Here is a 25,447-nt window from a genome sequence, read left to right on the forward strand (position 1 = left end):
GTCCTTGGCGGTTCCCGCTGCGCCATCCGTGCCGATGCCGGGACTTTATCGCCGGGCCATCCGTGCAGGTTCCGGGGAGAAGCACGGAGCCGATCACGGGACGCGGCGATTTCTTGTCCGTCCACCCAGACGGCCTTTCGGTCCGTATTTTTTGCTGAGCCATCCATTCTGAATGGCTTTTTGCGCGACACCGTCATGGAGGCGGGACATGCGTGAGAAGGGACTCCACAGCGCGCTGGGCGGCTGCCTGCGCGGGTTCGCCGCGGTTGGGCTGGCCCTCGTCCTGGCGGCCTGCAGCCTGGTGGAAGAAGCAGGTCCCCGGCCGGGTGCGTCCACCCCCGGGGGGCCGGACGGCGGCGGCCGCCTCTCGGTGTACTTCCAGCTGGCGGCGCCCGCCGCCGCCAGGGTCCGGTTCGAGCTCTCCGGCCTCGAGATCCGCAGCGGCGCGGAGTGGCTGCCGCTCTCGGGGGAGACCGTCACCGTGGACACCGAAATCCTCGGCGGCGGGCAGGTGCTCCTGGCGAGCCGGCTGCTGCCCCCCGGGCCCTTCGAAGGGTTCCGGTTCCGGGTCGCCGGGGCCGTCCTGGTGCGCCCGGGCGGGGCCGTGCCCCTCCGGGTTCCCGAGCCGGAGGTCCGGGTGCCCCTCCACGTCCGGGTCTCGGCCGGGGACAGCCGGTGCGTCTTCCTGTCCCTCGACACGGACCGTTCCGTCCAGGGGCAGGCCGCCTTCGTGCCCGCCGTCTCGGCGGTCCGCCAGGAGATCCCCCTCATCGAGGACCTCGCCTACGTGGCCTGCCCGGGCATCGATACCGTGGCGGTGGTCCGGACCGACACCAACCGGGTGGCCGCCACCCTCGGGGTCGCCGGGGCGCCCTCCTACCTGGCGGTGGACCGGGATCGCTCCCGGTTGTACGTCCTCGCGGGGGCCGAGACCGCCATCAAGGTCTTCGATCTCACCAGCGGCCGGCTCGTGGACGTGATCCGGGTGCCCATCGCCCGGTCCCCGGCGTTCATGGCCGTGAACGCGGACCGGACCGCGGCGGTGCTCCTGGACGAGGAGGGCCACTACGTCCTGCGCCTCGCCCTCCCGGATGGGACCTTGGAGGCCCGCTCCCGGGTGGGTTTCCGGCCCCGGTACGCCGCCTTCCTGGAGGAGGCGGGCCACCTGGCGGTCTCCTCCGGGATGTCCCAGGAGGTGGTCCTGCTGGACCCGGAGACCCTCTCGACGCGCCAGGAGATCTCCGCCGGCGGGATCCCGGAGGGCCTGGCCGAGGTGGGCGGCCGGCTCTTCGTGGCGGAGACCACGGCGGACACCCTGGCGGTGGTCGACCTCTCCCAGGGGCGCGTGGAGCGCCGGGTGAACGTGGGGCGGACCCCGAGGCGCCTCCTGGCCGCCGGGGCGCACCTCTTCCTCGCCAACCACTTGTCCGGTACGGTGTCCGTCCTGTTGCCGGGGCAGGCCACCGTGACCCAGGAGATCCGCGTGGGCGGCCGTCCCCTGGAGATGGGGGCCTCGGAGCGCCAGCGCCGGCTCTACGTGGGGGACCAGGGCGGCCGGGCGCTGGTGGTGGTGGGGCTCACGTCGCTCCGGGTGGACCGGCGCATCCCGCTCCCCGGCGTTCCGGTGGGGATCGCCGTCCTGCGCTAGCCGCCGGACCGGCCGGCCAGCCGGGCCACCAGGAGCCGTACCTGCTGGGGCATCCCGCCGAGGTCGCCGTGGTGGCGCTTCAGGTACGAGTTCTCCATGATGGCCTCCATCCCCCGGAGTAGGCACTCCCGCTTGAGGTCGTTTCCCTCCATCTCTAGCCAGGCCGGGAGCTTTTCCATGTAGAACTCCCGGTAGCAGGCCAGGACCAGTTCCTTGAGGCGCTTGCGGGAGAGGGCCCTGGGGCGGATGACCGGCTCCACCAGGTTGTACTTGGCGTAGTCGTGTTCCGCCACGTGGGGGGCGAGTTCCGGGTAGAGCCCCGCGTAGGGCCAGGGGGCCAGCAACAGGAAGTGCATGTAGTCGGGGTCGTAGTAGCGGGCCAGCTCCAGGGCCTCCCGGACGGAGGCCTCGGTCTCGTCGGGCGTTCCCAGGATGAGGGCGCTCTCGGCGATCATCCCCGCCCCCTTGATGAGGTCGATGGCCCGTTTCGCGGCCCGGATCTCCACGTCCTTTTGGAAGAAGGCCAGGCGTTCCGGTGTCCCGGCCTCCACCCCCACGTAGACGAACAGGATGCCGGCCTCCCTGTACCTGTCCATGATGTCCGCGTCCCGGAGGATGTCCGACGTGCACGTCTCGATGAGGAGGTGCACCGGGAGGCGGCGCGCCGCCAGGAGGTCCAGGATCCGTTCCCAACGGGCCCGGTCCCGGGTGGGGACCTCGTCGGCCACGAAGAAGACGTTGACGCCGTAGCCCCGGTACAATGATTCGATCTCGGCCACGAAGCGTTCCGGCCTCCTGGCGCGCCACGTGCCTTGCCAGAAGAGGTGCTGGGAGCAGAAGGCGCAACGGTTGGTGCAGCCCCGGGAGGAGTTCAGGATGGCCACCCGGGCGCCGTCCATGAAGTAGAGGGGGTAGTCGTCCCAGTCCACGAGGTCCCAGGCGGGCGCCAAGGTGTCGAGGTCCGCCACGAGGGGCCGGGGGGCGGTCCGGACCGGGCGGCCGCCCCGGCGGAAGGCGATGCCCCGGACCGCCCCGGGGTCGCCCCCGTCGCGAAGGGCCGCGAGGAGTTCCGGAAGCGTCCGCTCGCCCTCGCCCAGCACGCAGAAGTCCACGCAGTCGCCGTGGGCCGTGAGGGTCTCTTCCCACATGAAGGTGGGGTGGATGCCGCCCGCCAGGGTGGTGATCGCGGGGTCGACGGCCTTGGCCGCCCGGAGGACCTCCAGGGCGGCGGGGAAGGTGGCGGTGTAGGCGCTGGTGGCCACGAAGGCCGGCCGCTCCGCCTCGATCCGGCGCCGGATGGCCTCCAGGTCGTCGAAGCGCGACATGGCGTCGTGGATCACGGGGTGGAACCCGGCCTTTCGGGCCTCGCCCGCCAGGTAGATGAACCCGAGGTGCGGCCAGCGGCCGGCGGATTCCAGGACGCCGCAGTGGTAGGGCGGTGTGACGAAGAGGACCTTGGGCCGGTTCACCGCGCCGGCCCCCGCCTGGAGAGGATGCGCCCGGCCAGCACGTGGACCCGGACGACGAGCACGGCCAGCGCCAGGAACAGGGCGTGCTTCGCCGCGAGCAGGACGACCTGGCCGCCGCCCGCCGCGTCCACCCACTCGAACCGGCGGTAGGCGGCCAGGCGCACGAGGCCGAAGACCACCACCCCGGACAGCGCCCACCAGAAGAGGGCCCGCAGCCGCGACAGGATCCGCCGGAACGGGGGCGGGACGTCGAAGGGCCCCGATCGGCGCCATTCCAGCAGCAGGAGGGCCTCCACCGCCGCCACCGACAGCCAGAGGGCCGCGGAGAAGTCGTGGGCGAAGTTGTTGGCCAGGACGAGGAGCCGGAGCGTCACCGCTGGTCCTCCTCCCACACCAGGATCCGGCCGCCGCCGGCCGCATCGGTCACGTAGATCTCCCCGGTGCCGGGGTCGGCGGCGAGGTCCGTGGGCCGTCCGGGGCCGCCCTCGGCCCAGGCATCGGTCCCGTAGGCGCCGAGCCGGCGCCCCATGAAGTCGTAGAGGTAGATCCGGCGCCGCTTCATATCGAGCACGTGGAACCGGCGCCGCCCGTCCAGGGCCATGGCGCCGGGGATCTCCAGGGGGCCGCCCGCCGGGTCGTCGAAGAAGTAGGCGAACCGGCCGTTGCAGGTGAAGACGGCCACCTTGCCGAGGCCGGCGTCGCCCACGAGGATGCGGCCGTCCGGGGCCTGGAGGACGCTCACCGGCCGGCGCAGGCGCGCCGGGCCGTTGCCCGGGCCGCCGACCTCGAGCAGCGCGTCTCCCCGGGGGGCGAAGACCTGGACGGTGCGCCCTGCGCCGTCGGCCACCAGGAGGTTGCCGCCGCCCACGGCCACCGCCAGCGGGAGCCCGGGCGCCGGGCCGCCCCGGGCCGGGAAGGGGGCCGGCCGGCCCGCCGGGTCCCGCATCCAGACGGAGAGGCCCGCCGCGTCGGCCACGTAGACCCGGCCGGCCGGGTCCACGGCGAGGTCCACGGGGTCGGCGCCGGGGTGGGGGGTGAAGGGCCGGCGTTCCAGCAGGCGGCCGTCGGTGTCCAGGACCGCCACGGTGTTTTGCCCCCGGCAGGCCACCAGGAGGCGCCCGCCGTGGAAGGCCACGGCCTGGGGCCCGGGGCAGGGGGCGGCGATCCGGCGCACGAGCCGCGGCGGGCCGGCATGCGCGGCGCGGGCCGCGGCGGGCGGGCACGCGAGCAGGGCCAGGAGGGCCGGGAAGGCGCAGGCGCAGGCCTTGACGTATCCGCGGCGGACCCCGAACGGGCCGGCCGGCCGTGGATGGCCGGGCATCCCGGGGCGCCGCCGCGCGAGGCCGGCGGGCTTCATGGCCCCGGCCGGCCCGGGTGGACCGGGATGTGGGGCACGCCCCAGAAGGTGTAGACGATGGAGGCGAAGGCCGCCAGGCTCACCGCGGCCAGGCGCCGCCCGTGCCAGCCGAGGAAGGCCCGGGCGTGCAGGAAGAAGGCATAGAGGAGCCAGGTGGCGAGGCTCCAGGTCTCCACCGGGTCCCAGCTCCAGTAACGGCCCCAGGCGTTCGCCGCCCAGACGGCCCCAGAGGCCAGCATGGCGGCGTGGAAGACGAAGCCGTGGGCGGCGAGGCGGAAGGCCAGGTCCTCGAGCCGGTCCGGCCCGGGCAGGCGTTCCCGGCGCCTCGGGGGCAGGAGGAGGGCGGCGGCTGCCGCGGTGGAGGTCACGTAACAGCCGTAGGCGGCGAAGGCCGCCAGGACGTGGACGGCGAACCAGCCGCTCCGGTATTCCTCGGCCAGGGGCGCCGGGGCGTGGGGGTGGGCGGCGCCGTAGAGGAGGAGGGCCAGGGCGGCCGCCGTTGCGAAGAGCCCGAGGTGGCGGGTGCCGGGATAGCGCCGCTGGATCCACAGGTAGACGGCCATGGCGAGGAAGGCCCCGACGAGGTTGAGCTCGTAGAGGTCGGCCCCGGGCATGTGGCCGGCGGCGTGCCACCGGAGGGCCAGGGCCGCGCCGTGGGCGAGGAGGCCGAGGCCCAGGGCCGGCACGGCGGGCCGGCCCCGGCGGCCGGGCAGGGCGAGGAGGACGAGCCCCGCGCCGTAGAGACCGACGGCGGCGGCGAAGGCGGCTTGTTCAGGCACGGTGCTGGATCCTCCCCGGGCATCGGTCTCGGCCGGGGGGCGGGGCGAGGTACGCGCGGGCCGCCAGGGCCCCCAGCCCGACGATGAATCCAACATAAACCAGGGGCATCCCGGGGTCACGCACCAGGCGGAAGGCGCTCCACCGGCGCACGCCGCCCATGGACAGGGTGGCGCCGGGGAGGCGCACCGGCCGGCCCGGGCGGAGGACCCCCGAGAAGAGCACCGCGCCGTCCCGCGACACAGTCACCCGGGCCCGGTCCGGGGGGGCGTCCCCGCCGGTAGCCGGGAGGGTGACGCCCACGGTGAAGGGGAGGCCCGGCGGGCGGAAGGCGTCCCGGTGGCCGGATCGGACCGTCCCGCCGGCCGCGGCGGACCGGAGCGCCACGAAGGCGCTGAACCGGACACGGCCGAGGTCGTCCCGGACGGTGAAGGAGGGGGCGAAGCCGTGCTCCAGGCCGTAGACCCGGACCCCGTCCAGGTCGGCGGGGTGGAAGGGCCGGACGGCCTGCGTGTGGCGGCGGCGGACCAGCCGGACGGGCCCCGCCCCGGGCCGGGGCACGACGCGGACCAGCCGGAACCGGAAGCCCCCCGGGAGGCCCACGGGCAGGAGGGGCCGCCGGGTGACGGAAAGCCCCGCGGCCCCCTCCCGGAGGAGCTCGCCCTCGGTGAGGACGGCCCGTGCCTCGTACCGACCCAGGGCGGAGCCGAGCCCCCCGGCGGCCACCAGGAGGAGGCTCGCGTGGAAGGCCACGGAGGCCCAGGCGGCGCGCGTGCCGCCGCCCGGCAGGCGCCGGGCCCGGCGCACGGTGCACGAGGCGAGGGCGTAGCACAGGAGCGCCAGGAGGGCCGGGAGGACCCCGCCCCGGGGCATGCGCCCGATGCCGAGGAGGTCGAGGAGGGCGGCCAGGCGGCGATGGCCGCCGAGGAAGCGGGCCAATGCCCCCGGATCGGGGAAGGCGGCCTGGAGGAGCGCCCCGGCGGCCAGGAGCACCGCGCAGGCGGCCATCGCCCACGACACGGCGCGGCGGGAGGCGACAGCCGCGTCCACCCGGCGCCAGGCCGCCGGGAGCCTTCGCCACGCGGGCCCGGGGCCTACCAGGGTTTCCCCCCGTTCATGGAGCCGCAGGCGTCCACCCCCGCCGAGGCGGCCCAGCAGGTGCCGTCCCCGTCGGCCCCCCCGTGGTAGTTGTCGAGGCGGATGCCGAGGAGGTAGCCCCCCAACAGGAGGTGGTCGGCCGGGTTCGAGGTGTAGCCCGTGCAGGTCTGCTTGCCGCTGCCCGGGTTGCTCCACATGAAGTGTTCGCCGTGGACGGCGGCGGTGCGCCCGCCGTTGTCCTGCTCGGCCACCGGGGGCGGGCAGGCGAGGGCGGTGTAGTCGGCCCGCCCCGGAGGGCCCCCGTGGCAGGCCCGGCACCCCAGGGAATTCTGGCCGGCCCCGTCGCCCTCGTACTGGTGGGCGGCGTTGCTGCCGTGGGACCAGGGCGAGCCCGGCGCCGTCCCGCCGTCGTAGGTGTCCACGTGGCAGAGGAGGCACAGGTTGTCGTAACACTCGGCGGCGTTGGGGTTGGTGCGGGCCCCCCAGGCCCGGAGCATGTAGCGGGTGTTGGAGCCGTGGGGGCCGCGGGGGGTGCCGGCGGGGTTGCCGTGGCAGTCCGTGCACTTCAGGTGGGCGTTGGGCGCCGAGTTCCAGGGCGGCTTGAGGTTCACGGTGTAGTTGGCGAGGATGTTGGGGTTCTGCCAGTCGGAGAGGACCGGGTGGTGGGCGTAGTTGCCGGGGTTGAAGTGGGCCGCCACGTCGCCGCCCGCCACCGGGCCTCCGTTGTAGGTGGAATGGCACTTGAGGCAGAGCTGGTATTCCTTCGAGATGGGATCCCGGGCGGTGTAGCCGGTGGCGGAGGCCAGGGTCTCCTGGCCCGGGGAGGGGGTGCCCGGCAGGGAGAAGCCGTCCGGCTCCACGCCGGCCGCGCCCACCACGGCGCCCGTGGCGTTGTTGTCCTCGGCGGCGGGGTTCCGGGTGGGGATGCGCTGCGCCCGATGCGGGTCGTGGCAGTCCACGCAGAGCACGGGACCGGGCGCCGAGGAGGGGGAGTGGGCGTAGGCCTTGGTGGTCTCCGTGGCGATGTCGGCGTGGCAGGTGGCGCAGAAGGCGTTGTCCGTCTCGGCGGTGAAGAGGAGGTACTTGCTGGGTCCGCCGTCGGCCGGGAGCGGCTCCGCCCCGCCGAGGCTGGCGTGCTGCTCGTGGCAGTGCGAGCAGTTGCCGCGGGCGAAGGCCGAGTACGCCGGGTCCACGGCGGAGCGGTCCACGCCGTAGGTGCTGCTGCCGTGGGCCGAGCTGGTATAATCCCCTGCAGCCGCCCCGGCGGGGACGGCCAGGAGGCCGGCGGCCACCAGGGCCCGGAGGGCCGGGGTCCGGAGATGGGAAACGGCGATACCCACAAAACAATTATACCATGCCACGGTGCCGCTCAAAGGGCGGTTTTCGGCCCTATCCGCCGTGGTCCAAGGGTCGGGCGTTTTCCCGCGCCCCGGCGGAGGAGGACGACATGGCGACCTTGACGTTTCACGGCGCGGCGGGCACCGTCACGGGCTCCTGCCACCTGTTCGAGGCCGGGGGCGCGGCCTACCTCCTGGACTGCGGGCAGTTCCAGGGAGGCCCCGACCTCGAGCAGCGCAACTTCGCGCCCTTCGGCTTCGACCCCCGCGAGGTTCGGGGCGTGCTCCTCAGCCACGGCCACTTCGACCACTGCGGCCGGATCCCGCTCCTCGTGAAGCAGGGTTTCCAGGGGCACGTCATCTGCACCCCGCCCACCCGGGACATCGCGCGACTCATCCTCCTCGACTCGGCCTACGTCCAGCGGGAAGACTTCCGCACCGAGCACCGGCGCCTGGCCCGCGCCGGGCGCCGGGCGCGGGCCCCCCTCTATGGGGTCGAGGACGTCCTCGAGGCCATGGACCGGTTCGACCGGGTGGTGGAGTACCACGCGCCCGTGGAGCTCGAGGGGGGCGCCCGGGTCGTCTTCACCGCCGAGGACGCCGGCCACATCCTCGGCTCGGCCCAGGTCCTCCTGGAGTACCCGGGTGCGGACGGCCGCTCCCGGCGGCTCCTCTACACCGGGGACCTCGGCGAGAACGAGCGCCCGCTCCAGCACGCCCCGGCACCGCCGCCGGCGCCCGTGGACGTCCTGGTGATGGAGACCACCTACGGCGACCGCCGGCATCGCCCCCTCGAGGAATCCGTGGCGGAGTTCCGGGCGGCGGTCCTGGAGACCGTGGCCGCCGGCGGGACGGTGCTCGTCCCCACCTTCGCCCTGGAGCGCAGCCAGGAGATCCTCTACCACCTGGGCCGGATGAAGCGGGAGGGGGTGCTCGCCCCCGAGGTCCCCGTCTTCCTGAACAGCCCCTTGGCCATCGACCTCACGCGGCTCTACCACCGCCACTGCCGGTTCTGCCGCCCGGAGGTGGCCGAGGGCCTCTCCGTCGGCCGCTCCCCCTTCGCCTTCCCCGGGGTGCACTTCACCGAGGCCCCGGAAGAGTCCCGGGCCATCCACAACGTGCCGGGGCCGAAGATCGTGCTCGCCGGGAGCGGCATGATGGCCGGCGGCCGGATCCGCCACCATCTGAAGCACCTCCTCTGGAAACCCTCCACCACCCTCATCGTGGTGGGCTACCAGGCGGAGGGGACCCTGGGCCGGGAGATCGTGGAGGGCGCCCGCCGGGTCGAGGTCTTCGGGGAGGAGGTGGCCGTGGAGGCCCGGGTGCTCACCATCAACGGCTTTTCGGCCCACGCCGGCCAGGACGCCCTCCTCGCCTTCGCCCGGGCCGCGCGGCCGCGGCACGTGGTCCTGGTCCACGGGGAGCCCTCGGCCGCCGAGACCTTCTCCCGCCTCCTCCGGGGGGCCCTCCCGGAGGCCCGGGTCACCGTGGCGCGGGAGGGGGAGACCCTGGAGGTCTGAGGCCGGCCCGGCCGGGGGGCTTTCGCCGCGGCGGGCCTCCATGTTATAAATTCCTTTTCAGCGCGGCCCGGGATGCGGCCGCGGGGGATCACCATGGGCACGAAGGATACGACGACCCGGCAATACGCGGAACTGATCGTGGACGGCCGCACCCACCGGCTCCCCATCGTGGAGGGGTCCGAGGGCGAGCGGGCCATCGACATCCGCCGGCTCCGGGCCGAGACCGGCCTCGTCACCCTGGACTCCGGGTACATGAACACCGGGGCCTGCACCAGCTCCATCACCTACCTCGACGGGGAGCGGGGCGTCCTCCGGTACCGGGGCTACGCCGTGGACGAGCTGGCCGACAAGTGCTCCTTCGTGGAGGTGGCCTACCTCCTGGTGCACGGGACGCTGCCCACCCGGCGGCAGCTCACCCACTTCAGCCGCCTCCTGGGCCGCTACGCCCTCATCCACGAGGACATGATCCACTTCTTCGACCGGTTTCCGCCCCACGCCCATCCCATGGCGATCCTGTCCTCCATGGTGAACGCCCTGTCCACCTTCTACCCGGAGATCACCGAGAACCCCCTGGAGAACCTCGACTGCATGGTGGCCCGGCTGCTTTCCAAGGTCCGGACCATCGCCGCCTTCTCCTACAAGAAGTCCATCGGGCACCCCCTGGTCTACCCCCGCCACGACCTCAGCTACTGCGCCAACTTCCTGAACATGATGTTCGACTCGCCGGTCCAGCCCTACGAGATCCGGCCGGAGGCCGTGGCGGCCCTGAACAAGGTGCTCATCCTCCACGGCGACCACGAGCAGAACTGCTCCACCTCCACGGTCCGCATCGTGGGCAGCGCCCGCGTGAACCTCTACGCCTCCATCTCCGCGGGGATCAGCGCCCTCTGGGGGCCCCTCCACGGCGGCGCCAACCAGGCCGTGGTGGAGATGCTCGAGCGCATCTACAACGGGGGCGGCGACTTCCGGAAGTACGTCGAGATGGCCAAGGACCCCTCGAGCCTCTTCCGCCTCTCCGGGTTCGGCCACCGGGTCTACAAGACCTACGACCCCCGGGCCCGGGTCATCAAGAAGACCTGCGACGACCTGCTCGAGGCCCTCAACGTCTCCGACCCCCTCCTCGACATCGCCAAGGAACTCGAGGAGTACGCCCTCAAGGACGACTACTTCCTCGAGCGGAACCTCTACCCCAACGTGGATTTCTACAGCGGGATCATCTACCGGGCCCTGGGCATCCCGAAGAACATGTTCACGGTGATGTTCGCCCTGGGGCGGCTGCCGGGATGGATCGCCCACTGGAAGGAACTCTGGGACGACCCGGAGTCGCGGCTCTACCGGCCGCGGCAGATCTACACCGGCCCCGGCGCCCGGGAGTTCGTCCCCCTGGACGATCGGGTGGAGGCGGGGGACGAGGACGTCCCCTGCGCCGGCCGGTGAGCCGCCGCCGACGCCCGTCCCCCTGAGGCCGGCGGCCGGTGCTGCCCCGCACCTTTCTCCACATCCCCCGGGTGGGCCCGGTCACGGAGGCCCGGCTCTGGGCCCGGGGCATCCGGTCGTGGGACGATCTGCTCGCCGCCGGCACCGGGGTGCTCCCCCGCTCCGCCGCCCGGTCGGCGTCGGCCTGCCTCGAGGCCTCCCGCCGAGCCCTGGCGGAGGGCCGGCCCGGTTTCTTCGCCGGGCGCCTCCCGCCCGCCGAGCACTGGCGCCTCTTTCCCCATTTCCGGGCCCGGACGGCCTACCTCGACATCGAGACCACGGGCCTGGACGCGGAGTCGGGTCACGTCACCACCGCCGCGCTCTACGACGGCCGCCGGCTCCGGTGGTACGTCCACGGGGAGAACCTCGACGACTTCGCGGCGGACGTCGCCCGCTACGACGTACTCGTGACCTACAACGGCCGGTGCTTCGATCTCCCCTTCCTCGAGCGCTCCATGGGGCTGCGGCTGGGGCAGGCCCACATCGATCTCCGCTGCGTCCTGGGCGCCCTCGGCTTCCGCGGGGGCCTCAAGGGGTGCGAGCGGGCCCTCGGCGTCCGCCGCGACGGGCTCGACGGCGTGGACGGGTGGACGGCCGTCCGGCTCTGGGCCGCCTGGCGCCGGTCGGGTTCGCGCCGGGCCCTCGAGACGCTCATCGCCTACAACGCCGCCGACACGGTGAACCTCGAGCGGCTCATGGTGGCGGCCTACAACCTGCGGCTCGGCGCCACGCCCTTCGCCGGGGAGACGCCCCTCGAGGCGCCGGCGCCCCCGCCGCCGCCCTTCGCGCCGGACCGCGGGGTGCTCCGGGCCCTCGGGGCCCCCGCGGCCTGAGGGGCGCCCGCTGCGGCGCCCCGCCGGCGCATCTTCGCGGCGACGGCCTATAATGGAACCATCGCACCCCCGGGGCCGGCCGAGCCGCCCGGCCGCCGCCGGGGGAGGAGGTCGAACATGTCCGTCCCGTCCCTTGCCATCCTCCTTGCCGCGATGGGCTTCCTCTTCCTGGCGGCCTCGGTGCTGGCGGCGGTGAGGATCCGCCGGGGCGTCCCCGGCGAGTACCGGCGGGCCTGGGACGCCGTCATGGGACTCATCGGGTTCTTCCTCGCGGGGTATGCCGTCTTCATCGCCATCGAGGCCCGGCCGGTGCGCTTTCCCCTGGCCCTCGTCACCGGCGCGGTCTTCTTCGCCGGGGCGGTCTTCGTCTTCCTCGTGGTGGACCTCACCCGGCGCACCGTGGCCCGGATCCTGGCCCACGAGGCGGAGATCGCCCGGGTCAACGCGGATCTCCTCCGCCAGAACGAGGCCCTGGAGCGGGAGATGGCGGCCCGGGAACGGGCCGAGGTGCAGGCCCGGGTGCGGCTGCAGCACCTGGCCGCCCTCCATGCCATCGACATGATGATCACCTCGAGCCTGGACCTCCGGGTGACCCTGGACGTCCTGCTCGACCAGGTGATGCCGCTGCTCGGCGCCGACGCCGTGGACGTGCTCCTTTTGAGCGCCATCACCCAGGACCTGGAATACGAGGCGGGCCGCGGGTTCCGCGGCGCCGGGATCCAGCGTTCCAGGGAACGGCTCGGCGAGGGCAGCGCGGGGCGGGCGGCCCTGGACCGCCGCCTGGTGCACGTCCACGACCTCCACGACCCGGCCCAGGGCTTCCGCCGGTTCGACCTGGTGCGCGACGAGGGGTTCGAGTGCTGCTATGCCGTGCCGCTCATCGCCAAGGGCCAGGTGAAGGGCGTGCTCGAGGTCTTCTTCCGGCGCCACCCGGAATCCGACCCGGAATGGTTCGACCTCTTGGAGGCCCTGGCGGCCCAGGCGGCCATCGCCATCGACAACGCCACCCTGTTCAACGAGCTCCAGCGCTCCAACGCGGAGCTCATCCTCGCCTACGATTCCACCATCGAGGGCTGGTCCAGGGCCCTGGAGCTGCGCGACCGCGAGACCCAGGGCCACACGGAACGGGTGGTCAAGCTCACCCTTCGCCTGGCCCGGGCCTTCGGCATGCGCGGCGAGGAGCTGGTCCACGTCCGCCGGGGGGCGCTCCTCCACGACATCGGCAAGATGGCCGTCCCCGACAGCATCCTCATGAAGGAAGGGCCCCTCACCGACGAGGAGTGGGAGGTCATGCGGCGCCACCCGGCCCTGGCCTTCGAGATGCTCTCGCCCATCGCCTACCTCCGGCCGGCCCTGGACATCCCCTACTGCCACCACGAGAAGTGGGACGGGACGGGCTATCCCCGGGGTCTCAAGGGGCCCCAGATCCCGCTGGCGGCCCGGATCTTCGCCGTGGCCGACACCTGGGACGCCCTTCGCTCGGAGCGGCGCTACCACGAGGCCTGGTCCGAGGCCGAGGCCCGGGAGCACATCCGGTCCCTGGCCGGGACGCACTTCGACCCGGAGGTGGTCCGGGTCTTCCTGGAGGTGGGGCCCGGCGAGGACCGGGAGGCCGAAGGGGCGGGGCCGGAGGGGGGCTAGCGGTCCTCCTCGAGAACCCGCCGCAGCGTGGCGGAGAGTTCCCGGAGGTCGTAGGGCTTCTTCACCACGGCCCGGAAGCCGTGGTCCCGGTACCGGGCCATGACGGGATCGTCCGCGTAGCCGCTGGAGACGAGGAGCCGGGCCCCGGGGTGACGTTCGAGGAGCCGCGCGGCGGTTTCCCGTCCTCCCATGCCGCCGGGCACCGTGAGGTCCAGGATGGCCGCGTCGAAGGGGGTCCCGGCCTCGGCGGCCGCCTGCCAGGCCTCGAGGGCGCCGTCGCCGTCGCCGACCCCCCTGGCCTCGTAGCCCAGAGCCGTGAGGAGCTGGACCGCGACGTCTCGGACCATGGCATCGTCGTCCATGACCAGGATACGGCCCGTTCCGGGGACGGGGGCGTCGGGGGGCGCCTCCGGCGGCTCGGCCGCGCCCGGGTGCGCCGGGAGCGTGACCTCCACCGCGGTGCCGCCGCCGGGACGGGCCCCTGCGGTGATGATGCCGCCGTGGTTCCGGACGATGGAATAGCAGACGGCGAGGCCGAGGCCGCTGCCGAGCTGCTTGGTGCTGAAGTACGGGTCGAAGACCTTCGGGAGGTGGTCCCGCGGGATGCCCGGCCCCCGGTCCAGGACGGCAAGGCGCACGTGAGCCCCCGGCCGGAGCGGCGGGGCGGGGTCGGCGAGGTCCAGGTTGGCCGCGCGGATCTCGATGCGGCCGCCCTCCGGCATGGCCTGGGCGGCGTTCAGGACGAGGTTCTGGACGACCTGGCCCAGCTGCCCCTCGTCCGCCAGCACGGGGTGCAGGTCCTCCGGGAAGTGGAAATCGCAGGCCGCGGCGGTGCCCCTGAGGGCGAAGCCGGCGGCCTCCCGGACGAGGGGTTCCAGGCGGAGGACCCGCTTGACGGGGGCCCCGCCGCGGGAGAAGGTGAGCAGCTGCTGGGTGAGGTCCCGCGCCCGGAGCGTGGCGCGCTCGGCCTGGTGCAGGCGGTCCCGGGCCGTTTCCCCGGTGCCCGGGTCGGCCAGGACCAGGGAGATGTTGCCGAGGACCGCGGTGAGGAGGTTGTTGAAGTCGTGGGCGATGCCGCCGGCCAGGACCCCCAGGGATTCCAGCTTCTGGACCTTGAGGAGTTCCTCCTCGAGCCGCTTCCGGCGGGTGATGTCCATGATGGCCACCAGGATCACCTGGTCGGGGGCGTCCTCGGGCGGGATGGAGACCCGGAGCAGGATGGAGACCTCCCGGCCGTCGATCCGGCGGTTGACGGCCTCCGACTCGAAGACCCGGCGCCCTTCGAAGACCGCCGCCACCTCTTCCCGGAAGACCTCCAGGGAGTCCTTGGTGAAGATCTTGTCGAGCCCGCCGAGGAGCTGCGCCTTGGAGTCGGCCCCGTAGAAGGCGAGGGTGGCGGGGTTGACGTCCAGCACCCGGACCATGGCCACGGCCCGCTCCAGGAATCCGGGATTGGCGTCGATGTAGGCGCGGATGTCCCGGACGCCTTCGTCCCGGAGGGCCCGGAGGGCCGCCCTGAGCTCGGAGATGTCCTCCTCCCAGAGTGAGACGGGGGAGGCGTCGAAGAACCGCCGGTACTTCTCTTCGCTCCTCCGGAGCGCCGCCTCCATGGCCCGCTGCTCGGTGACGTCCGTCCCCGAGACGAGGACGCCGGCGGGGGCGCCGCCGGGGGCGCGGAAGGCGACGTACCGGGCGGCGACGAGGCGTTCGTCCCCGTCCAGGGTCCGCACCGGGCCCTCGTCCGCGTATTCCGCCTCGCCTCCCTCCAGGACCCGGCGGAGGATGGCCCGGACCGTTTCCCGGCGGCGGGGCGGGAGGAAGTCCTCGATCCAGTCCCGGCCCTCGACCGCCTCGGCCCCGGTCCCCAGGACCGTCCTCGCCTCCCGGTTGAGGAAGGTGACCCGCCCCTCGAGGTCCAGGGCCACGAGGAGGACGCCGGCCGTCTCGACGTAGCGGCGGGCGCGGTCCCGCTCGGCCTGGAGGCGGGCCTGGGAGGTCATCCACGGCGTGATGTCGTGGACGATGGTGAGGAAGGCGGCACCGCCGTCGTCACCCATCCGGAGGATCTTGCTGTGGGCTTCCACCCAGACCGCGTCCCCGCCCCGCCGGAGCGCCCGGTAGAGGGCGAAGTCGGGGAGTTGCTCGCCGTGGAGGAGCCGGCGCATCCGGTCTTCGGCCACGGGGCGGTCCTCCGGGTGGAGGAGGTCGATGGGGGAGCGGCCCAGGATGTCGCCGGGCGCCGATCGGAGCATGTCGCACAGGGCGGGGTTGACCGCGACGATCTCCCCTTCCCGGGTCACCAGGACCCCGTCCAGGTTGTGGAAGAAGAGGTCCCGGTGGGCCCCGGCGCCGCCCGGATCGGTCCGGGCGTAGGCGGCGGGCGGGGCGGCCCGCACCAGCTCGGCCCGGCGGCCGTCGTAGAAGAGGGGCCGGGCCAGGATCTCCACATCGAAGGCGGTGCCGTCCTTGGCGCGGTGCCGGTCGCCGCCGAGGACGGCGGCCGGGGACGTGCCGGCCTCCCGGAACGCGGCGGCGTCCAGGGCGAGGAACTCGCTCCGGGTGTAGCCGTAGCGGTCGAGGGCGCCCTGGCTCACGTCCAGGAGGGCCCCGCCGGAGGGGTCCCGGATCCACATGGGCACGGGGTCGGCCCGGAAGAGGGCCAGGGCGGCGGCGTCGGCGGCGAGGTCGAAGGCCGGGCCGCTGGCGGGCAGAAAGCCGTGGAAGAAGTCGTCGGCGGGCATGGAGCGCGTCGTCCGGCTGGACCGTCGGGCCGCCGGCGCACCTGCAATCTAGAACGTTTCGGGCTTCCTGGCAACGGCCTTCCGCCGGGCCCGGTAGAGGTAGATGGGGGCGTTGTGAAGGGGATGGTCCGGCCGGATCACCCGGTCCGGCACCCATCCGGGGATCTCGAAGTTGCACGAGACCACCCGGGTCCCGGGGCGGAGCTCGCCGGAGAGCTTCCGCGCCAGGCGCGCCATGACGTCCGGGCAGAGGTAGCAGAAGACCGCGTCCGCCCCGGAGAGATCGGCCTTCCAGAAGTCTTCCCGCCGCACCGAGACACCTGGGAGCCCCCGGCAGGCCAGGCGGGCCCGGAGGTAGGCCAGGGGGTTGAGCTCGAAGCCGGTGGCCCGGGCCCCGTGACGGCGGGCGGCCAGGCGGAGGACCCGCCCGTCGCCGCAGCCGAGGTCCACGAGATGCTGGCCCGGGTGCAGGGAAAGGGCGTCCAGGGCGGCCCGGACCCTGGCCTGCGCGGTGGGGACGAAGAGGGCCCCCCGGGTGGTCCCGTAGACCGAGGCCGTGGCGGCCACGTAGGCGGCCTTGGCCAGGAAGAGGAGGCCGGCGGCGGCCAGGATGAGGGGGATCCAGGTGGTCATGGGTTCCGTGGCGCCGCCCAACTCTACCACGGGCGGGGAGGCCGGGGAACAGGGACGCCCTCCGCGCCGCCGGGCCCGGGCGCATCCCGGGGGGCTTACGAGAACATGGACCGCAGGAGGCCCAGGGGTGTGAAGAGGGTCCCGAGGTGGGTGGTCTCCGCCAGGGTCCCCTCGATCTGTCGCCGCACGTAGCCGCCGCGCCGGGCCCGGCGCACGAAGAAGTCGCAGACCCGGGGCGAGGCGAGCCAGCGCTGTCCCCGCCGGTACCCGTGGTGGAGCCGGCCCCACCGGGCCTGGATCTCCGAGGCGTAGGCCGGGCCCAGCTCGCTTTCGGGGAGCCGCCCTTCCAGGAAGGCCCGGACCAGGTCGGCGGCGAGGAGCCCGCTCTCCAGGGCCTTGCCGACACCCTCCCCGATGAGGGGCAGGGTGAGGCCGGCCGCCTCGCCCACGGCCAGGAGGCCCGGCCGCCACGGGCGGCTGCCGGAGAGGCCGCACCGGAGGGGGGCGGCGCGGAGGGGGGCGAGGACCCGGCCGGACCGGAGGGCCGCGGCGGCCGGCGCGAAGCCGGCGGCGAAGCGGTGCCAGAGCTCCGCCAGGCCCGCCCGGCCCGGCGGGCGGCCCCGCCGGTAGAAGACCCCCACGCCCAGGTTGACCGTGGCGCCCGGCCCCGGGAAGACCCACCCGTACCCCGGGCAGAGGGCCCGGTCGAATCGGATGGCCAGCGCGGCTTTGCCGGCCCCGGGTGCGCCTCCGGGTACCTCGAGGCGCAGCCGGGCCCCCGCCGCCCAGGGCGCGGCCCGTTCCAGGATCCCGAAACACCGCAAGGGCCGGGCGGCGGCGCCGGTGGCCAGGAGGGTCACCCGGGCCCGGAGGGGCAGGACGGCGCCCCGGGTCGCCGCCCCGGCGACGAGGGCGCCGGTGACCCGGCCGTCTCGTTCCAGCGGGGCGGCCGGGGTGCACGGGGCCAGGACCCCGGCCCCCGCCGCCCGTGCCTCCGCCCGGAGCAGGGCATCCAGGCGGGCCCTGGGCAGGCTGGCGAAGTTCCCCCGCACCACCGCACGGCCGCCCCCGGGGCCGTGGATCTCGAGCCGGTCCAGCCGGCGTGCCTCCCGGAGGACGGGCCCTGAAAGCCCCAGGGCCTCCAGGGCCCGGAGGGCGTCGGCCGTGAGCCCGTCGCCGCAGACCTTCTCCGGCGCCCCGGTGGACCGGTCCACCGCGGTCACCCGCCAGCCGGCCCGGGCCAGGGAGACGGCCGCCGCCGCCCCCGCCGGGCCGAGACCCACCACCAGAACGTCGGCCGGCCCGGGGATTTCCGCGCGGGGAGGAGGTGGCATGGGGGGCGCCCCGGCCTCAGGCCCGGGGCAGGGCGGGCAGGGACCCGGGGCCGCCGGCCAGGGTGAAGCGGAACGTGGCCCCGCGGCCGGGTTCCGATTCCACCCAGATCCGCCCCCCGTGGAGGTCCACGATCTTCTTGCAGGTGGAGAGGCCGATCCCGGTCCCGGGATACTTCCGGCGCGGGTGGAGGCGCTGGAAGATGTCGAAGATCCGGTCGAAGTCCTTGGGGGCGATGCCGATCCCGTTGTCCGCCACCGAGAAGACCCACCGGCCGTCCTCCCGGGCCGCGGAGACGTGGACCCGCGGCGGGGCCTCCCCCCGGAACTTGATGGCGTTACTGATGAGGTTCTGGAAGAGCTGGAAGAGGAGGCTCGGATCCCCGGTCACCCGCGGCAGGGGGTCGTGGGTCACCCGGGCGCCGCTTTCCCGGATGGATCCGTCCAGGGCCTCGAGGACCTGCCCGAGCACCCGCTCGCAGTCCACCGGCTCGGGATGGGCCCGGGCGGCGTCCACCCGGGAATAGGCCAAGAGGTCCTGGATGAGGTGCTGGAGGTGCCGGGCGCCTTGTTCCGCGCGGTCCAGGATCTCGCGCCCCTTGGGGGGGAGGCCGGCGGCGTACTTCCGGGCCAAGAGCTGCAGGAGCCCGATGATGGTGATCAGCGGTTCCTGGAGGTCGTGGGAGGCGACCCGGGCGAACTGTTCCAGCTCCCGGTTGCTGCGCTCGAGCTCCGCGGCGAAGCGCCGGAGGCGCTCCTCCTCGGCCTTCCGGTTCTGGATGTCGCGCACCACGGCGAGGATCCGGTCCTTGCCGCTCATGAGGGCGCGCTTGAGGTTGACCTCCACCCAGAAGCGGCGTCCCGCGCGGTCCTGGACCAGCCACTCGAAGAGCTGGGGGGCCTCGGCGGCGGCCCGGAGGCGGCCGGGGACGTCCTCGCCGCCGTGCGGGGGATCCTCGGCGCCCAGGGCCTCGAGCTTCATCTTCTTCAGCCGGGAGGGCGGGTGGCCGAACATCTCGAGGCCCTTTCGGTTGACCTCGAGGATGCGGCCCGAGTCCATGTCCAGCACCAGGATGGCGTCGTTGACGGATTCGAAGATGGCCTCGTAGCTGGCCCGTTCCCGGTGGAGCTGCTCGGCGGCCACGAGGCACTTGTGCTCCAGGGTCTTGAGTTCGTCCACCTTGGCGCGGAGCACCTGAAGCTCCCGGATGAGGACGTCCTTCGTCTTGTCCTGGTCGCGCACGGCACCATCTCCTGGGGCCGCCGGTTGTCCGCCCGGGCCCTGTCTGGATTATAAGCCCGGAGCCCGGCGGCACAACCGGAACGCCGCCCGGGCGAATGCAGCGGGTTGCAATGTTTTCTGTGGTCTGATATTAGCTAAATTTGGGCTATATGGGATAAATAGTGTGGAGGAAATAAAAATGGATCGATATATTTCAAAAAAATACTTTTTTATAATGATTTCATCCCTTGCCGTTCTCTTCGGGTGCGACCGGTGGCAGGGCGGCCCGGCCCGGCCCGGGCCGGGGCTGGCCGACAAGCTGGCGGCCATGGCCGCCCGGAACCCGGCCCTGGCCCCGCCGGGCGGAAAGGGCGCGGGCCCGGCGGAGCTCCGGCGGTCCCTGGCCCGGGTGGCGGGGCGGGTGCTGGTGTCGGCGGACCTCGACGGGGACGGGGCGGTGGACGCGCGCGAGCTCTTCGAGGCCCGGACCCATGCCACCGGGGCCCTGGTGACCGAGGACATGGACGAGGACCGGGACGGTGCCGTCTGCCGGGCGGAGTTTCTCGCCGCCAACGAGCGCCGGGTGCAGTCCGTGATGGAGGCCTTCGACACCGACGGCGACGGCCGGGTAACCCGGGAGGAATTCGTCCGGGTGGCCCTGGAGCGCCTTTCCGGGCTCGACGTGGACGGAGACGGGCGCTTCACCCGCGAGGAGCTTGCGCGGCGCCCGTCGGGGGCGGTGCCGCGGCGCATGGCTTCGAGCCGCCAGATCGCCGTCATGATCTGCGGGCCGACCTGCGTCTGGCTCATGGGCGACACGTCGTCGGGCGGCCCGGGGGAGCGTCCCCACGGCTACTGCGAGGATCACCCCGACGCCGGCTGGTGCCCCTCCGCGACCCATCCCGGGTGTTCCAACGACGACGTCTCCACGGGCAACTGCGTGTGCATGTGGCCCGGCTACTGCGCCCCCTTCTTCGACTAGGCCGGGGCGGCCCCGGAAAGGGGCGGCCGCGCCGGGAGGCCGGCGCGGCCGCGTCTGTGGGGGGAGGGGTGCGCGGACGGTGTCCGCGGGTCCAGGCTAGTAGTTGAAGACGGCCTTGGCCTCCATGGCGAGCACGGTGAGCTCGGCGGCGGCGATGGTGGCGGCGCCCTCGATGAGCTCCGACTTGTCGATCTTGCGCTCCTTGATGCAGGGGGCGCAGACCCGGAGCTCGCCGCCCAGGGCCTGGAAGTCGGACATGAGCTTCGGAAGGGGCGGAAAGCCCCCGGAGGGGAGCATGTGCTCCACGTAGCCCTTCAGCGCCAGGTAGGCGCCCTGCCCCTGGAGGACCACCACCGCCTTGACGTCCATGGACAGGGCGGCGTTGGCCATGACGAAGGGCATGGCCGCCTTCTCCGGGTCGTCGTCGGCGTGGGTGCAGATGTAGAGGATCTTCTCTTCCTGTTCCGTCATGTGCCTTTGTCTCCCTTCTCTCTCTGTGGTGTCGCCGTTCGGGCGGCGCGTTCCTTGACCTTGACGAGGTAGATCACCAGCGGCCGGTAGAGCTGGTGCGTCCACTTGGCGAAGGGGACCTCCACCACCAGCATGGGGACCGCGATCGTGAGGTGGAGGGTGTAGGCGGCGTAGGTGGTGAGCGGCCAGCCGAGCAGCCGCGCCACGTGCACGGCCAGCCCCGTGGCCGTGGTGAGCCACAGCATCACCAGGAAGGCCCAGTCCGAGGAGTGCGAGTGGGCGTAGACGGGCTTGCTCCGCCGGATCCGGCCCACCATGGCGTAGGTGGTGCCGTAGAGGATGGCGAAGGTGGCGTAGTAGCCCGCCAGCCGGACCGGGTGCCACAGGGGCAGGATCTCGTCCCGCTGGAACCACCGGAGGCCCGCCACCACCAGGAGGAAGACCACCGAGTAGCCCGTCATGACCAGGAGGTGGACGATCCACTGGGTCCGCTGCTCGGGGGTGCCGCAGCCGGCGAACCGCTTCTGGGTGAAGAAGTGCGCCAGGAATTCCCGGAACTCGGCGAGGTAGGCCGAGACTGGCGCCCGGGCCCCGGGCCCCATGACGGCCCGGCGCAGGCGGTTGGCGTTGCCGAGGAGCAGGGCCGAGAGGACGGCCAGCAGGGCGAGGTCGAAGCGCTCCACCAACGGCCGGGGGGCGAAGGTGTTGAGGGCCACCCGGTCGGTGAGCACCGGGCCGTGGAAGAGGTGGATGCCCAGCCCTACCAGGGCGGCCACGGCGGCGAAGGCGAAGACCTCGAAGGCCGTGGAGGTGTAGAAGCGCCGGGAGATCCCCGTCCAGTCGTACCTGGCGGTGAGGTAGCGCCGGAGCCCCATCATCACCTCGCCGGGGTCGGCTTGGCGGGGGCAGGTCTGGGAGCACTCCCCGCAGTAGTAGCAGAGCCAGGGTTCCGGCCGCTCCGCCAGCCGGTCGCCCAGGCCGAGCTGGAGGTAGCGGATCACCTTGCGGGGGAAGGGGACCGACTCGCTGGAGAGGGGGCAGACCGCCGTGCAGTTGCCGCAGTTGAAGCAGGCGGCGGCGTCCTTGACGCCGAACTTTTCGAGCCCGGCAAGGAAGTCCGGGTTCACGGTGGTGGCCATGGCTGTGCTCCGTTTCCGTCCAAGGGGGCCCGGGGCCTAGCCCCGGCGGACCGCCTCGTAGGTGAAGTAGTCGCCGTCCTTGGGCCCTTCCACGATCCGGCCGTATTTCCTGAGGCCCGCCACGTAGCGCAGGACCTCCCAGGTGGGGAGCTCGGTCCGCCGGGCGATCTCGGGCACGGTCCGCCCGCCCTCCCCGAGGGCGTCGAGGATGGCCTTGACCGCGCGGTTCTGCTCCCGGGCGGCCGCGCGGGCCCGGTCGATGAAGGCCGCGCGTTCCTCCCTCAGGCGGGCGAGGGCCTCCTTGGTGTCGTTTCTTTCGGTGCTCATGGGTGATGACCTCGTCACGCGTCAGGCGTCGGCATGGAGGATGGGGGTGCCTTCCATTGCATCGTCCGGGCGCCATCTGAGGGAGCCCCGCCGCTCCGGGATGGTACCAACGAGAGGGCGTCTTTCCGTTTCGAATCCATGATGGCCTCGTAAGAGTCCTCCAGGTGGACGGCCCGGCGGGCGGGATTTCCGCGGCGCCCTCGCGGGGCTCAGGCGGCGGCGATGGCGTCCACCATGGCCTCGTACTGTTCCAGGGTCCAGCCGCAGACGTCGATGGCGCGGGAGGGGCAGGCCGCCACGCACACCCCGCAGCCCGTGCAGAGGGCGGGGTTGACCACGGCCCGTCGCACCGTCCGGCCGTCTGCCTCTTCTACCTCCTCGAGCGTCACGGCCCCCTCCACGGGGCAGGCCTCGACGCAGGCCCCGCTTCCCGTGCAGCGGGCGGGGTCCACCGCCGCCACGAAGGGGTCGAGTTCCACGTAGCCCCGGTGGAGGAGGGCGGCCGCCTTCACCGAGGCCGCCTGGGCCGCGGCGCAGGTCTCCGAGACGTCCATGGGGGCCTGGCAGGTGCCGGCCAGGAGGATCCCCGTGGCGGCCACCTCCACGGGGCGGAGCTTGGGGTGCACCTCCTGGAGGAAGCGGTCGGCGCCCACGGGCAGCTTCAGCAGCTCCACCAGGCCGCCGATGTCCCCGGGCACCATGCCCACCGCCAGGACCACGAGGTCCACCTCGGCCTCCACCTCCTCGCCGAAGGTCAGGGTGTCGCGCACCCGCACCCGGAGCGGCGGGTCGCCGCCCGCGGGGGTCACCTCGGGCGGGGCGTCGGCCTCGTAGCGGAAGAAGACCACGCCGTCCCGGCCGGCCCGCTCGTAGAGGGCCTCCTGGCCTCGGCCGTAGGTCCGGATGTCGCGGTAGTACTCGAGGACCCGGGTCGCGGGATACCGCTCCCGGATGAGGCAGGCGGCCTGGAGGGCGGCGCTGCAGCAGGTGCGGGAGCAGTGCTCGTTCAGGTTGCCGTCGGCGTCCGGTTCGTGGATGCCCGGGATCTGGCGGCTCCCCACGCAGTGGATGAGGGCGGCCCGGCGGATTTCGCGCCCGCCCACCCGGAGCACCCCGTCCGGCTGCGGGTGCTCGGCCATGAAGCGGATGAGCTCGGGGAGGGTGATGACGCCCGGGTGGCGCCCGTAGCCGAATTCGCCCTCCCGGGGGACGTAGGGCCGGAAGCCCGTGGCGAGCACGATGACGCCGGCCTCCACCACGGTCTCGGCCGCCTCGGCCGGCGGCGGGGCGGCCAGCACCCCGGCGAAGGGGACGAAGGCCCCCGGCTTCGTCCCGGCGGCCGGGAAGCGGTCCCCGTTCCGGCCGGGTTCCGGGGGGCGCCGCGTCACCGTGGCCCGGAAGTTCCCCACGTAGCCCTCCACCCCCGTGACCTCGGCGCAGGAGTGGACGGTGATGGCGGGGTCTTCCAGGACCTCCCCGGCCAGCCGCTGCACCAGGGCGGCCGCCGATTCCCCGGTGGGGGCCAGGCGGTCGAGCCGCGCCGCCTGGCCGCCGAGGAAGGGGGACCGCTCCACGAGGTCCACCCGGAGGCCGGAGCGCGCCAGATCCCGGGCCGCCCGGAGCCCGGCCACGCCGCCGCCGATGACCAGGGCGGCGCGGCGGGCCTCCACCCGGATGGGTTCCAGGGGCGCGAGGCGGCGCGCCTTGGCCGCCGCGGCGGCGATGAGGACGGCGGCCTTGCGGGTGGCGGGCTCGCCGTGGTGGACCCAGCTCACCTGTTCCCGGATGTTGGCGTGTTCGTAGAGGTAGGGATTGAGCCCCGCGCGGCGGATGGCGCCCCGGAAGGTGAGCTCGTGGAGGCTCGGGGCGCAGGAGGCCACCACCACGCGGTCGATGCGTCCCTGCCGGATATCCTCCTGGATGAGCGCCTGACCCGGGTCCGAGCACATGAACATGTTGGTCCGCGCCACGGCCACGCCGGGGAGGGCGGCCACCTCCTCGGCCACCCGCTTGACGTCCACGTGGTCCGAGATGTTGCCCCCGCAGTGGCAGATGTAGACGCCGATCCGTCCTTGGCTTTCCGCTTGCTTTCCGGGCTGTTCGGGCATGGCCACCACTCCCGGGCCGGTCTCAGGCGGCCCTCTTGCCGAGGCGCCGGAGGTGGGCGGCCGCCTCGAGGGCCGCCGCCCCGGCCTCGGCGATGCTGTCCACGATGTCCTTCGGGCCCGCCGCCGCCCCGGCCATGAAGACGCCCTCCATCTCGGTGCGGGCGGGGGCGAGCTTGGGGGCGGCGGCCTTGAGGAAGGCGTCCGAGTCGGTGGGGACCGGGCAGACGCCGGCGGGGTTCCAGTCCGGCACCATCCCGAGGGAGAGGACCACCAGGTCGTGCTCCCGGACGACCGAGCCGCCCTCGCCCTCCATGTCCTCGTAGTGGACCCGGACGTCCTGGCCGTCCGCCTGCTCGAGCCGGGCCACCTTGGCCTTCACGAACTCGATCCCCATGGCCTTGGCGTTCTGGTAGAACTGCTCGTAGCCCTTCCCGAAGGCCCGGATGTCCATGTAGTAGAGGGTGATGTCGGCCAGGGGCAGGGCGCCCGAAAGGAGCATGGCCTGCTTGATGGCGTACATGCAGCAGACCCTGGAGCAGTAGGGGACGCCCAGGCTGTGGTCCCTGGAGCCGGCGCACTGGACGTAGGCCACGGCGCCCGGTTCCTTCCCGTCCGAGGGCCGGAGTACCCGCTGGTAGGGGCCGTGCGGGGCGAGCAGCCGCTCCATCTGGAGCGAGGTGACGACGTTGTGGAGGCGGCCGCCCCCGTACTCCGCCTTCTGGTCCGCGGGGGTGAGCCGGAACCCGGTGGCCAGCACCGCGGCCCCGGCCCGGAGCACCAGGCGTTCCGGCTGCTGGAAGTAGTCCACCGCGCCCGTGGGGCAGACCTTGGCGCACGTGCCGCAGAGCATGCAGTGCTCCACGTCCATGAGGGCCACCTGGGGGATGGCGTTGGAGAAGGGGATATAGATGGCCTTCCGGAGCGAGAAGCCCCCCTGCTCCTCGTCCGGGACGAAGACGGGGCAGGCGTACTCGCACTTGCGGCACCCGATGCACTTTTCGGGGTCCACGTAGCGGGGCAGCCGGGTGATCTCCGCGGTGAGGCCCGTCCCCTCGCGCCGGAGGGCGTCCAGGCGGCAGTAGGTGTAGAGGGTGATGTTGGGGTGATGCGCGGCCGCCGCCATCTTGGGGGTGGTGATGCAGCTGGCGCAGTCCAGGGTGGGGAAGACCTTGGAGAGCCGGATCATCTTGCCGCCGATGGAGGCGTCCCGCTCCACCACCGCCACCCGGAAGTCCTGGTCGGCGAGGTCGAGGGCCGCCTGGAGGCCGGCGATTCCGCCTCCCACCACCACCGCGTCGTAGGTCGCCTCCCGCGTCGTCTCCATGGCGTCGCCTCCC

The 25,447-nt window shown here is 73.3% G+C and carries 21 protein-coding genes; 6 read left to right on the forward strand and 15 right to left on the reverse strand.

Annotated features, from left to right (window positions below):
- Window positions 1-208 precede the first annotated feature (208 nt).
- Window positions 209-1,648, forward strand: coding sequence for a beta-propeller fold lactonase family protein (locus HCU62_RS03255; protein ID WP_163297680.1), 1,440 nt, complete (start codon window positions 209-211; stop codon window positions 1,646-1,648).
- On the opposite strand, the gene HCU62_RS03260 is transcribed toward HCU62_RS03255, so the two are convergent.
- The 6 genes from HCU62_RS03260 to HCU62_RS03285 all read right to left on the reverse strand — a co-directional run bounded on the left by HCU62_RS03260 (window position 1,645) and on the right by HCU62_RS03285 (window position 7,722).
- A complete protein-coding gene (locus HCU62_RS03260) occupies window positions 1,645-3,117 on the reverse strand; it encodes a B12-binding domain-containing radical SAM protein (RefSeq protein ID WP_163297679.1) in 1,473 nt (490 codons plus the stop codon). The two genes, HCU62_RS03255 and HCU62_RS03260, sit on opposite strands and share 4 nt — an antisense overlap.
- The gene (locus HCU62_RS03265; protein WP_163297678.1) at window positions 3,114-3,491 is read right to left on the reverse strand and encodes a hypothetical protein; all 378 of its coding nucleotides are present in this window, start codon (window positions 3,489-3,491) and stop codon (window positions 3,114-3,116) included. The genes HCU62_RS03260 and HCU62_RS03265 overlap by 4 nt, the downstream gene beginning before the upstream one ends.
- Window positions 3,488-4,438 (reverse strand): NHL repeat-containing protein, encoded by a 951-nt coding sequence (locus HCU62_RS03270; protein ID WP_169755421.1) that lies wholly within the window; start codon window positions 4,436-4,438, stop codon window positions 3,488-3,490. The genes HCU62_RS03265 and HCU62_RS03270 overlap by 4 nt, the downstream gene beginning before the upstream one ends.
- A 32-nt stretch (window positions 4,439-4,470) precedes the next feature.
- Window positions 4,471-5,253: a cytochrome c biogenesis protein gene (locus HCU62_RS03275; protein WP_163297676.1), complete on the reverse strand. Its 783-nt coding sequence runs from the start codon at window positions 5,251-5,253 to the stop codon at window positions 4,471-4,473.
- Complete coding sequence (locus HCU62_RS03280; RefSeq protein WP_169755422.1) at window positions 5,246-6,271, reverse strand: cytochrome c biogenesis ResB family protein; 1,026 nt, start codon at window positions 6,269-6,271, stop codon at window positions 5,246-5,248. The genes HCU62_RS03275 and HCU62_RS03280 overlap by 8 nt, the downstream gene beginning before the upstream one ends.
- A 74-nt stretch (window positions 6,272-6,345) precedes the next feature.
- Window positions 6,346-7,722 carry a cytochrome c3 family protein gene (locus tag HCU62_RS03285; protein WP_163297674.1) on the reverse strand — a complete coding sequence of 459 codons (1,377 nt, stop codon included), beginning with the start codon at window positions 7,720-7,722 and terminating at the stop codon, window positions 6,346-6,348.
- 74 nt (window positions 7,723-7,796) lie between these two features.
- Between HCU62_RS03285 and HCU62_RS03290 the strand changes: the two genes are divergently transcribed.
- The 4 genes from HCU62_RS03290 (at window position 7,797) to HCU62_RS03305 (ending at window position 13,156) form a co-directional block, all read left to right on the forward strand.
- Window positions 7,797-9,206 carry an MBL fold metallo-hydrolase RNA specificity domain-containing protein gene (locus tag HCU62_RS03290; RefSeq protein ID WP_163297673.1) on the forward strand — a complete coding sequence of 470 codons (1,410 nt, stop codon included), beginning with the start codon at window positions 7,797-7,799 and terminating at the stop codon, window positions 9,204-9,206.
- Window positions 9,207-9,299: 93 nt separating this feature from the next.
- On the forward strand, window positions 9,300-10,643 hold the full coding sequence (locus HCU62_RS03295; RefSeq protein WP_163297672.1) for a citrate synthase: 1,344 nt from the start codon (window positions 9,300-9,302) through the stop codon (window positions 10,641-10,643).
- Window positions 10,644-10,681: 38 nt separating this feature from the next.
- Window positions 10,682-11,515 (forward strand): ribonuclease H-like domain-containing protein, encoded by an 834-nt coding sequence (locus tag HCU62_RS03300; protein WP_163297671.1) that lies wholly within the window; start codon window positions 10,682-10,684, stop codon window positions 11,513-11,515.
- 117 nt (window positions 11,516-11,632) lie between these two features.
- On the forward strand, window positions 11,633-13,156 hold the full coding sequence (locus HCU62_RS03305) for an HD domain-containing phosphohydrolase (protein WP_163297670.1): 1,524 nt from the start codon (window positions 11,633-11,635) through the stop codon (window positions 13,154-13,156).
- Here the strand turns inward: HCU62_RS03305 and HCU62_RS03310 are convergent.
- The 4 genes from HCU62_RS03310 to HCU62_RS03325 all read right to left on the reverse strand — a co-directional run bounded on the left by HCU62_RS03310 (window position 13,153) and on the right by HCU62_RS03325 (window position 19,104).
- The gene (locus HCU62_RS03310; RefSeq protein ID WP_163297669.1) at window positions 13,153-15,897 is read right to left on the reverse strand and encodes a hybrid sensor histidine kinase/response regulator; all 2,745 of its coding nucleotides are present in this window, start codon (window positions 15,895-15,897) and stop codon (window positions 13,153-13,155) included. The two genes, HCU62_RS03305 and HCU62_RS03310, sit on opposite strands and share 4 nt — an antisense overlap.
- 48 nt (window positions 15,898-15,945) lie before the next feature.
- Window positions 15,946-16,560 carry a methyltransferase domain-containing protein gene (locus HCU62_RS03315; RefSeq protein WP_169755423.1) on the reverse strand — a complete coding sequence of 205 codons (615 nt, stop codon included), beginning with the start codon at window positions 16,558-16,560 and terminating at the stop codon, window positions 15,946-15,948.
- A 65-nt stretch (window positions 16,561-16,625) separates the two neighbouring features.
- A complete protein-coding gene (locus HCU62_RS12495; protein ID WP_169755424.1) occupies window positions 16,626-17,864 on the reverse strand; it encodes an NAD(P)/FAD-dependent oxidoreductase in 1,239 nt (412 codons plus the stop codon).
- Between the two features lie 16 nt (window positions 17,865-17,880).
- Complete coding sequence (locus tag HCU62_RS03325) at window positions 17,881-19,104, reverse strand: ATP-binding protein (protein ID WP_169755425.1); 1,224 nt, start codon at window positions 19,102-19,104, stop codon at window positions 17,881-17,883.
- A gap of 214 nt (window positions 19,105-19,318) precedes the next feature.
- On the opposite strand from HCU62_RS03325, the gene HCU62_RS03330 reads away from it, so the two are divergent.
- The gene (locus tag HCU62_RS03330; protein ID WP_163298388.1) at window positions 19,319-20,065 is read left to right on the forward strand and encodes an EF-hand domain-containing protein; all 747 of its coding nucleotides are present in this window, start codon (window positions 19,319-19,321) and stop codon (window positions 20,063-20,065) included.
- Window positions 20,066-20,161: 96 nt separating this feature from the next.
- Here the strand turns inward: HCU62_RS03330 and HCU62_RS03335 are convergent, their stop codons facing one another.
- The 5 genes from HCU62_RS03335 to HCU62_RS03355 form a co-directional block, all read right to left on the reverse strand.
- Window positions 20,162-20,536, reverse strand: a complete 375-nt coding sequence (locus HCU62_RS03335) for a DsrE family protein (protein ID WP_163298389.1) — start codon at window positions 20,534-20,536, stop codon at window positions 20,162-20,164.
- Complete coding sequence (locus tag HCU62_RS03340) at window positions 20,533-21,675, reverse strand: 4Fe-4S dicluster domain-containing protein (RefSeq protein WP_163298390.1); 1,143 nt, start codon at window positions 21,673-21,675, stop codon at window positions 20,533-20,535. Before HCU62_RS03340 ends, HCU62_RS03335 begins: the two co-directional genes overlap by 4 nt.
- A gap of 36 nt (window positions 21,676-21,711) precedes the next feature.
- Complete coding sequence (locus HCU62_RS03345; RefSeq protein WP_163298391.1) at window positions 21,712-22,002, reverse strand: ATP-binding protein; 291 nt, start codon at window positions 22,000-22,002, stop codon at window positions 21,712-21,714.
- Between the two features lie 209 nt (window positions 22,003-22,211).
- Window positions 22,212-24,110 carry a CoB--CoM heterodisulfide reductase iron-sulfur subunit A family protein gene (locus HCU62_RS03350; protein ID WP_163298392.1) on the reverse strand — a complete coding sequence of 633 codons (1,899 nt, stop codon included), beginning with the start codon at window positions 24,108-24,110 and terminating at the stop codon, window positions 22,212-22,214.
- A gap of 22 nt (window positions 24,111-24,132) precedes the next feature.
- Window positions 24,133-25,434 carry an FAD-dependent oxidoreductase gene (locus tag HCU62_RS03355; RefSeq protein ID WP_163298393.1) on the reverse strand — a complete coding sequence of 434 codons (1,302 nt, stop codon included), beginning with the start codon at window positions 25,432-25,434 and terminating at the stop codon, window positions 24,133-24,135.
- Window positions 25,435-25,447 lie beyond the last annotated feature (13 nt).

Source organism: Dissulfurirhabdus thermomarina, assembly GCF_012979235.1.
Classification (GTDB): domain Bacteria; phylum Desulfobacterota; class Dissulfuribacteria; order Dissulfuribacterales; family Dissulfurirhabdaceae; genus Dissulfurirhabdus; species Dissulfurirhabdus thermomarina.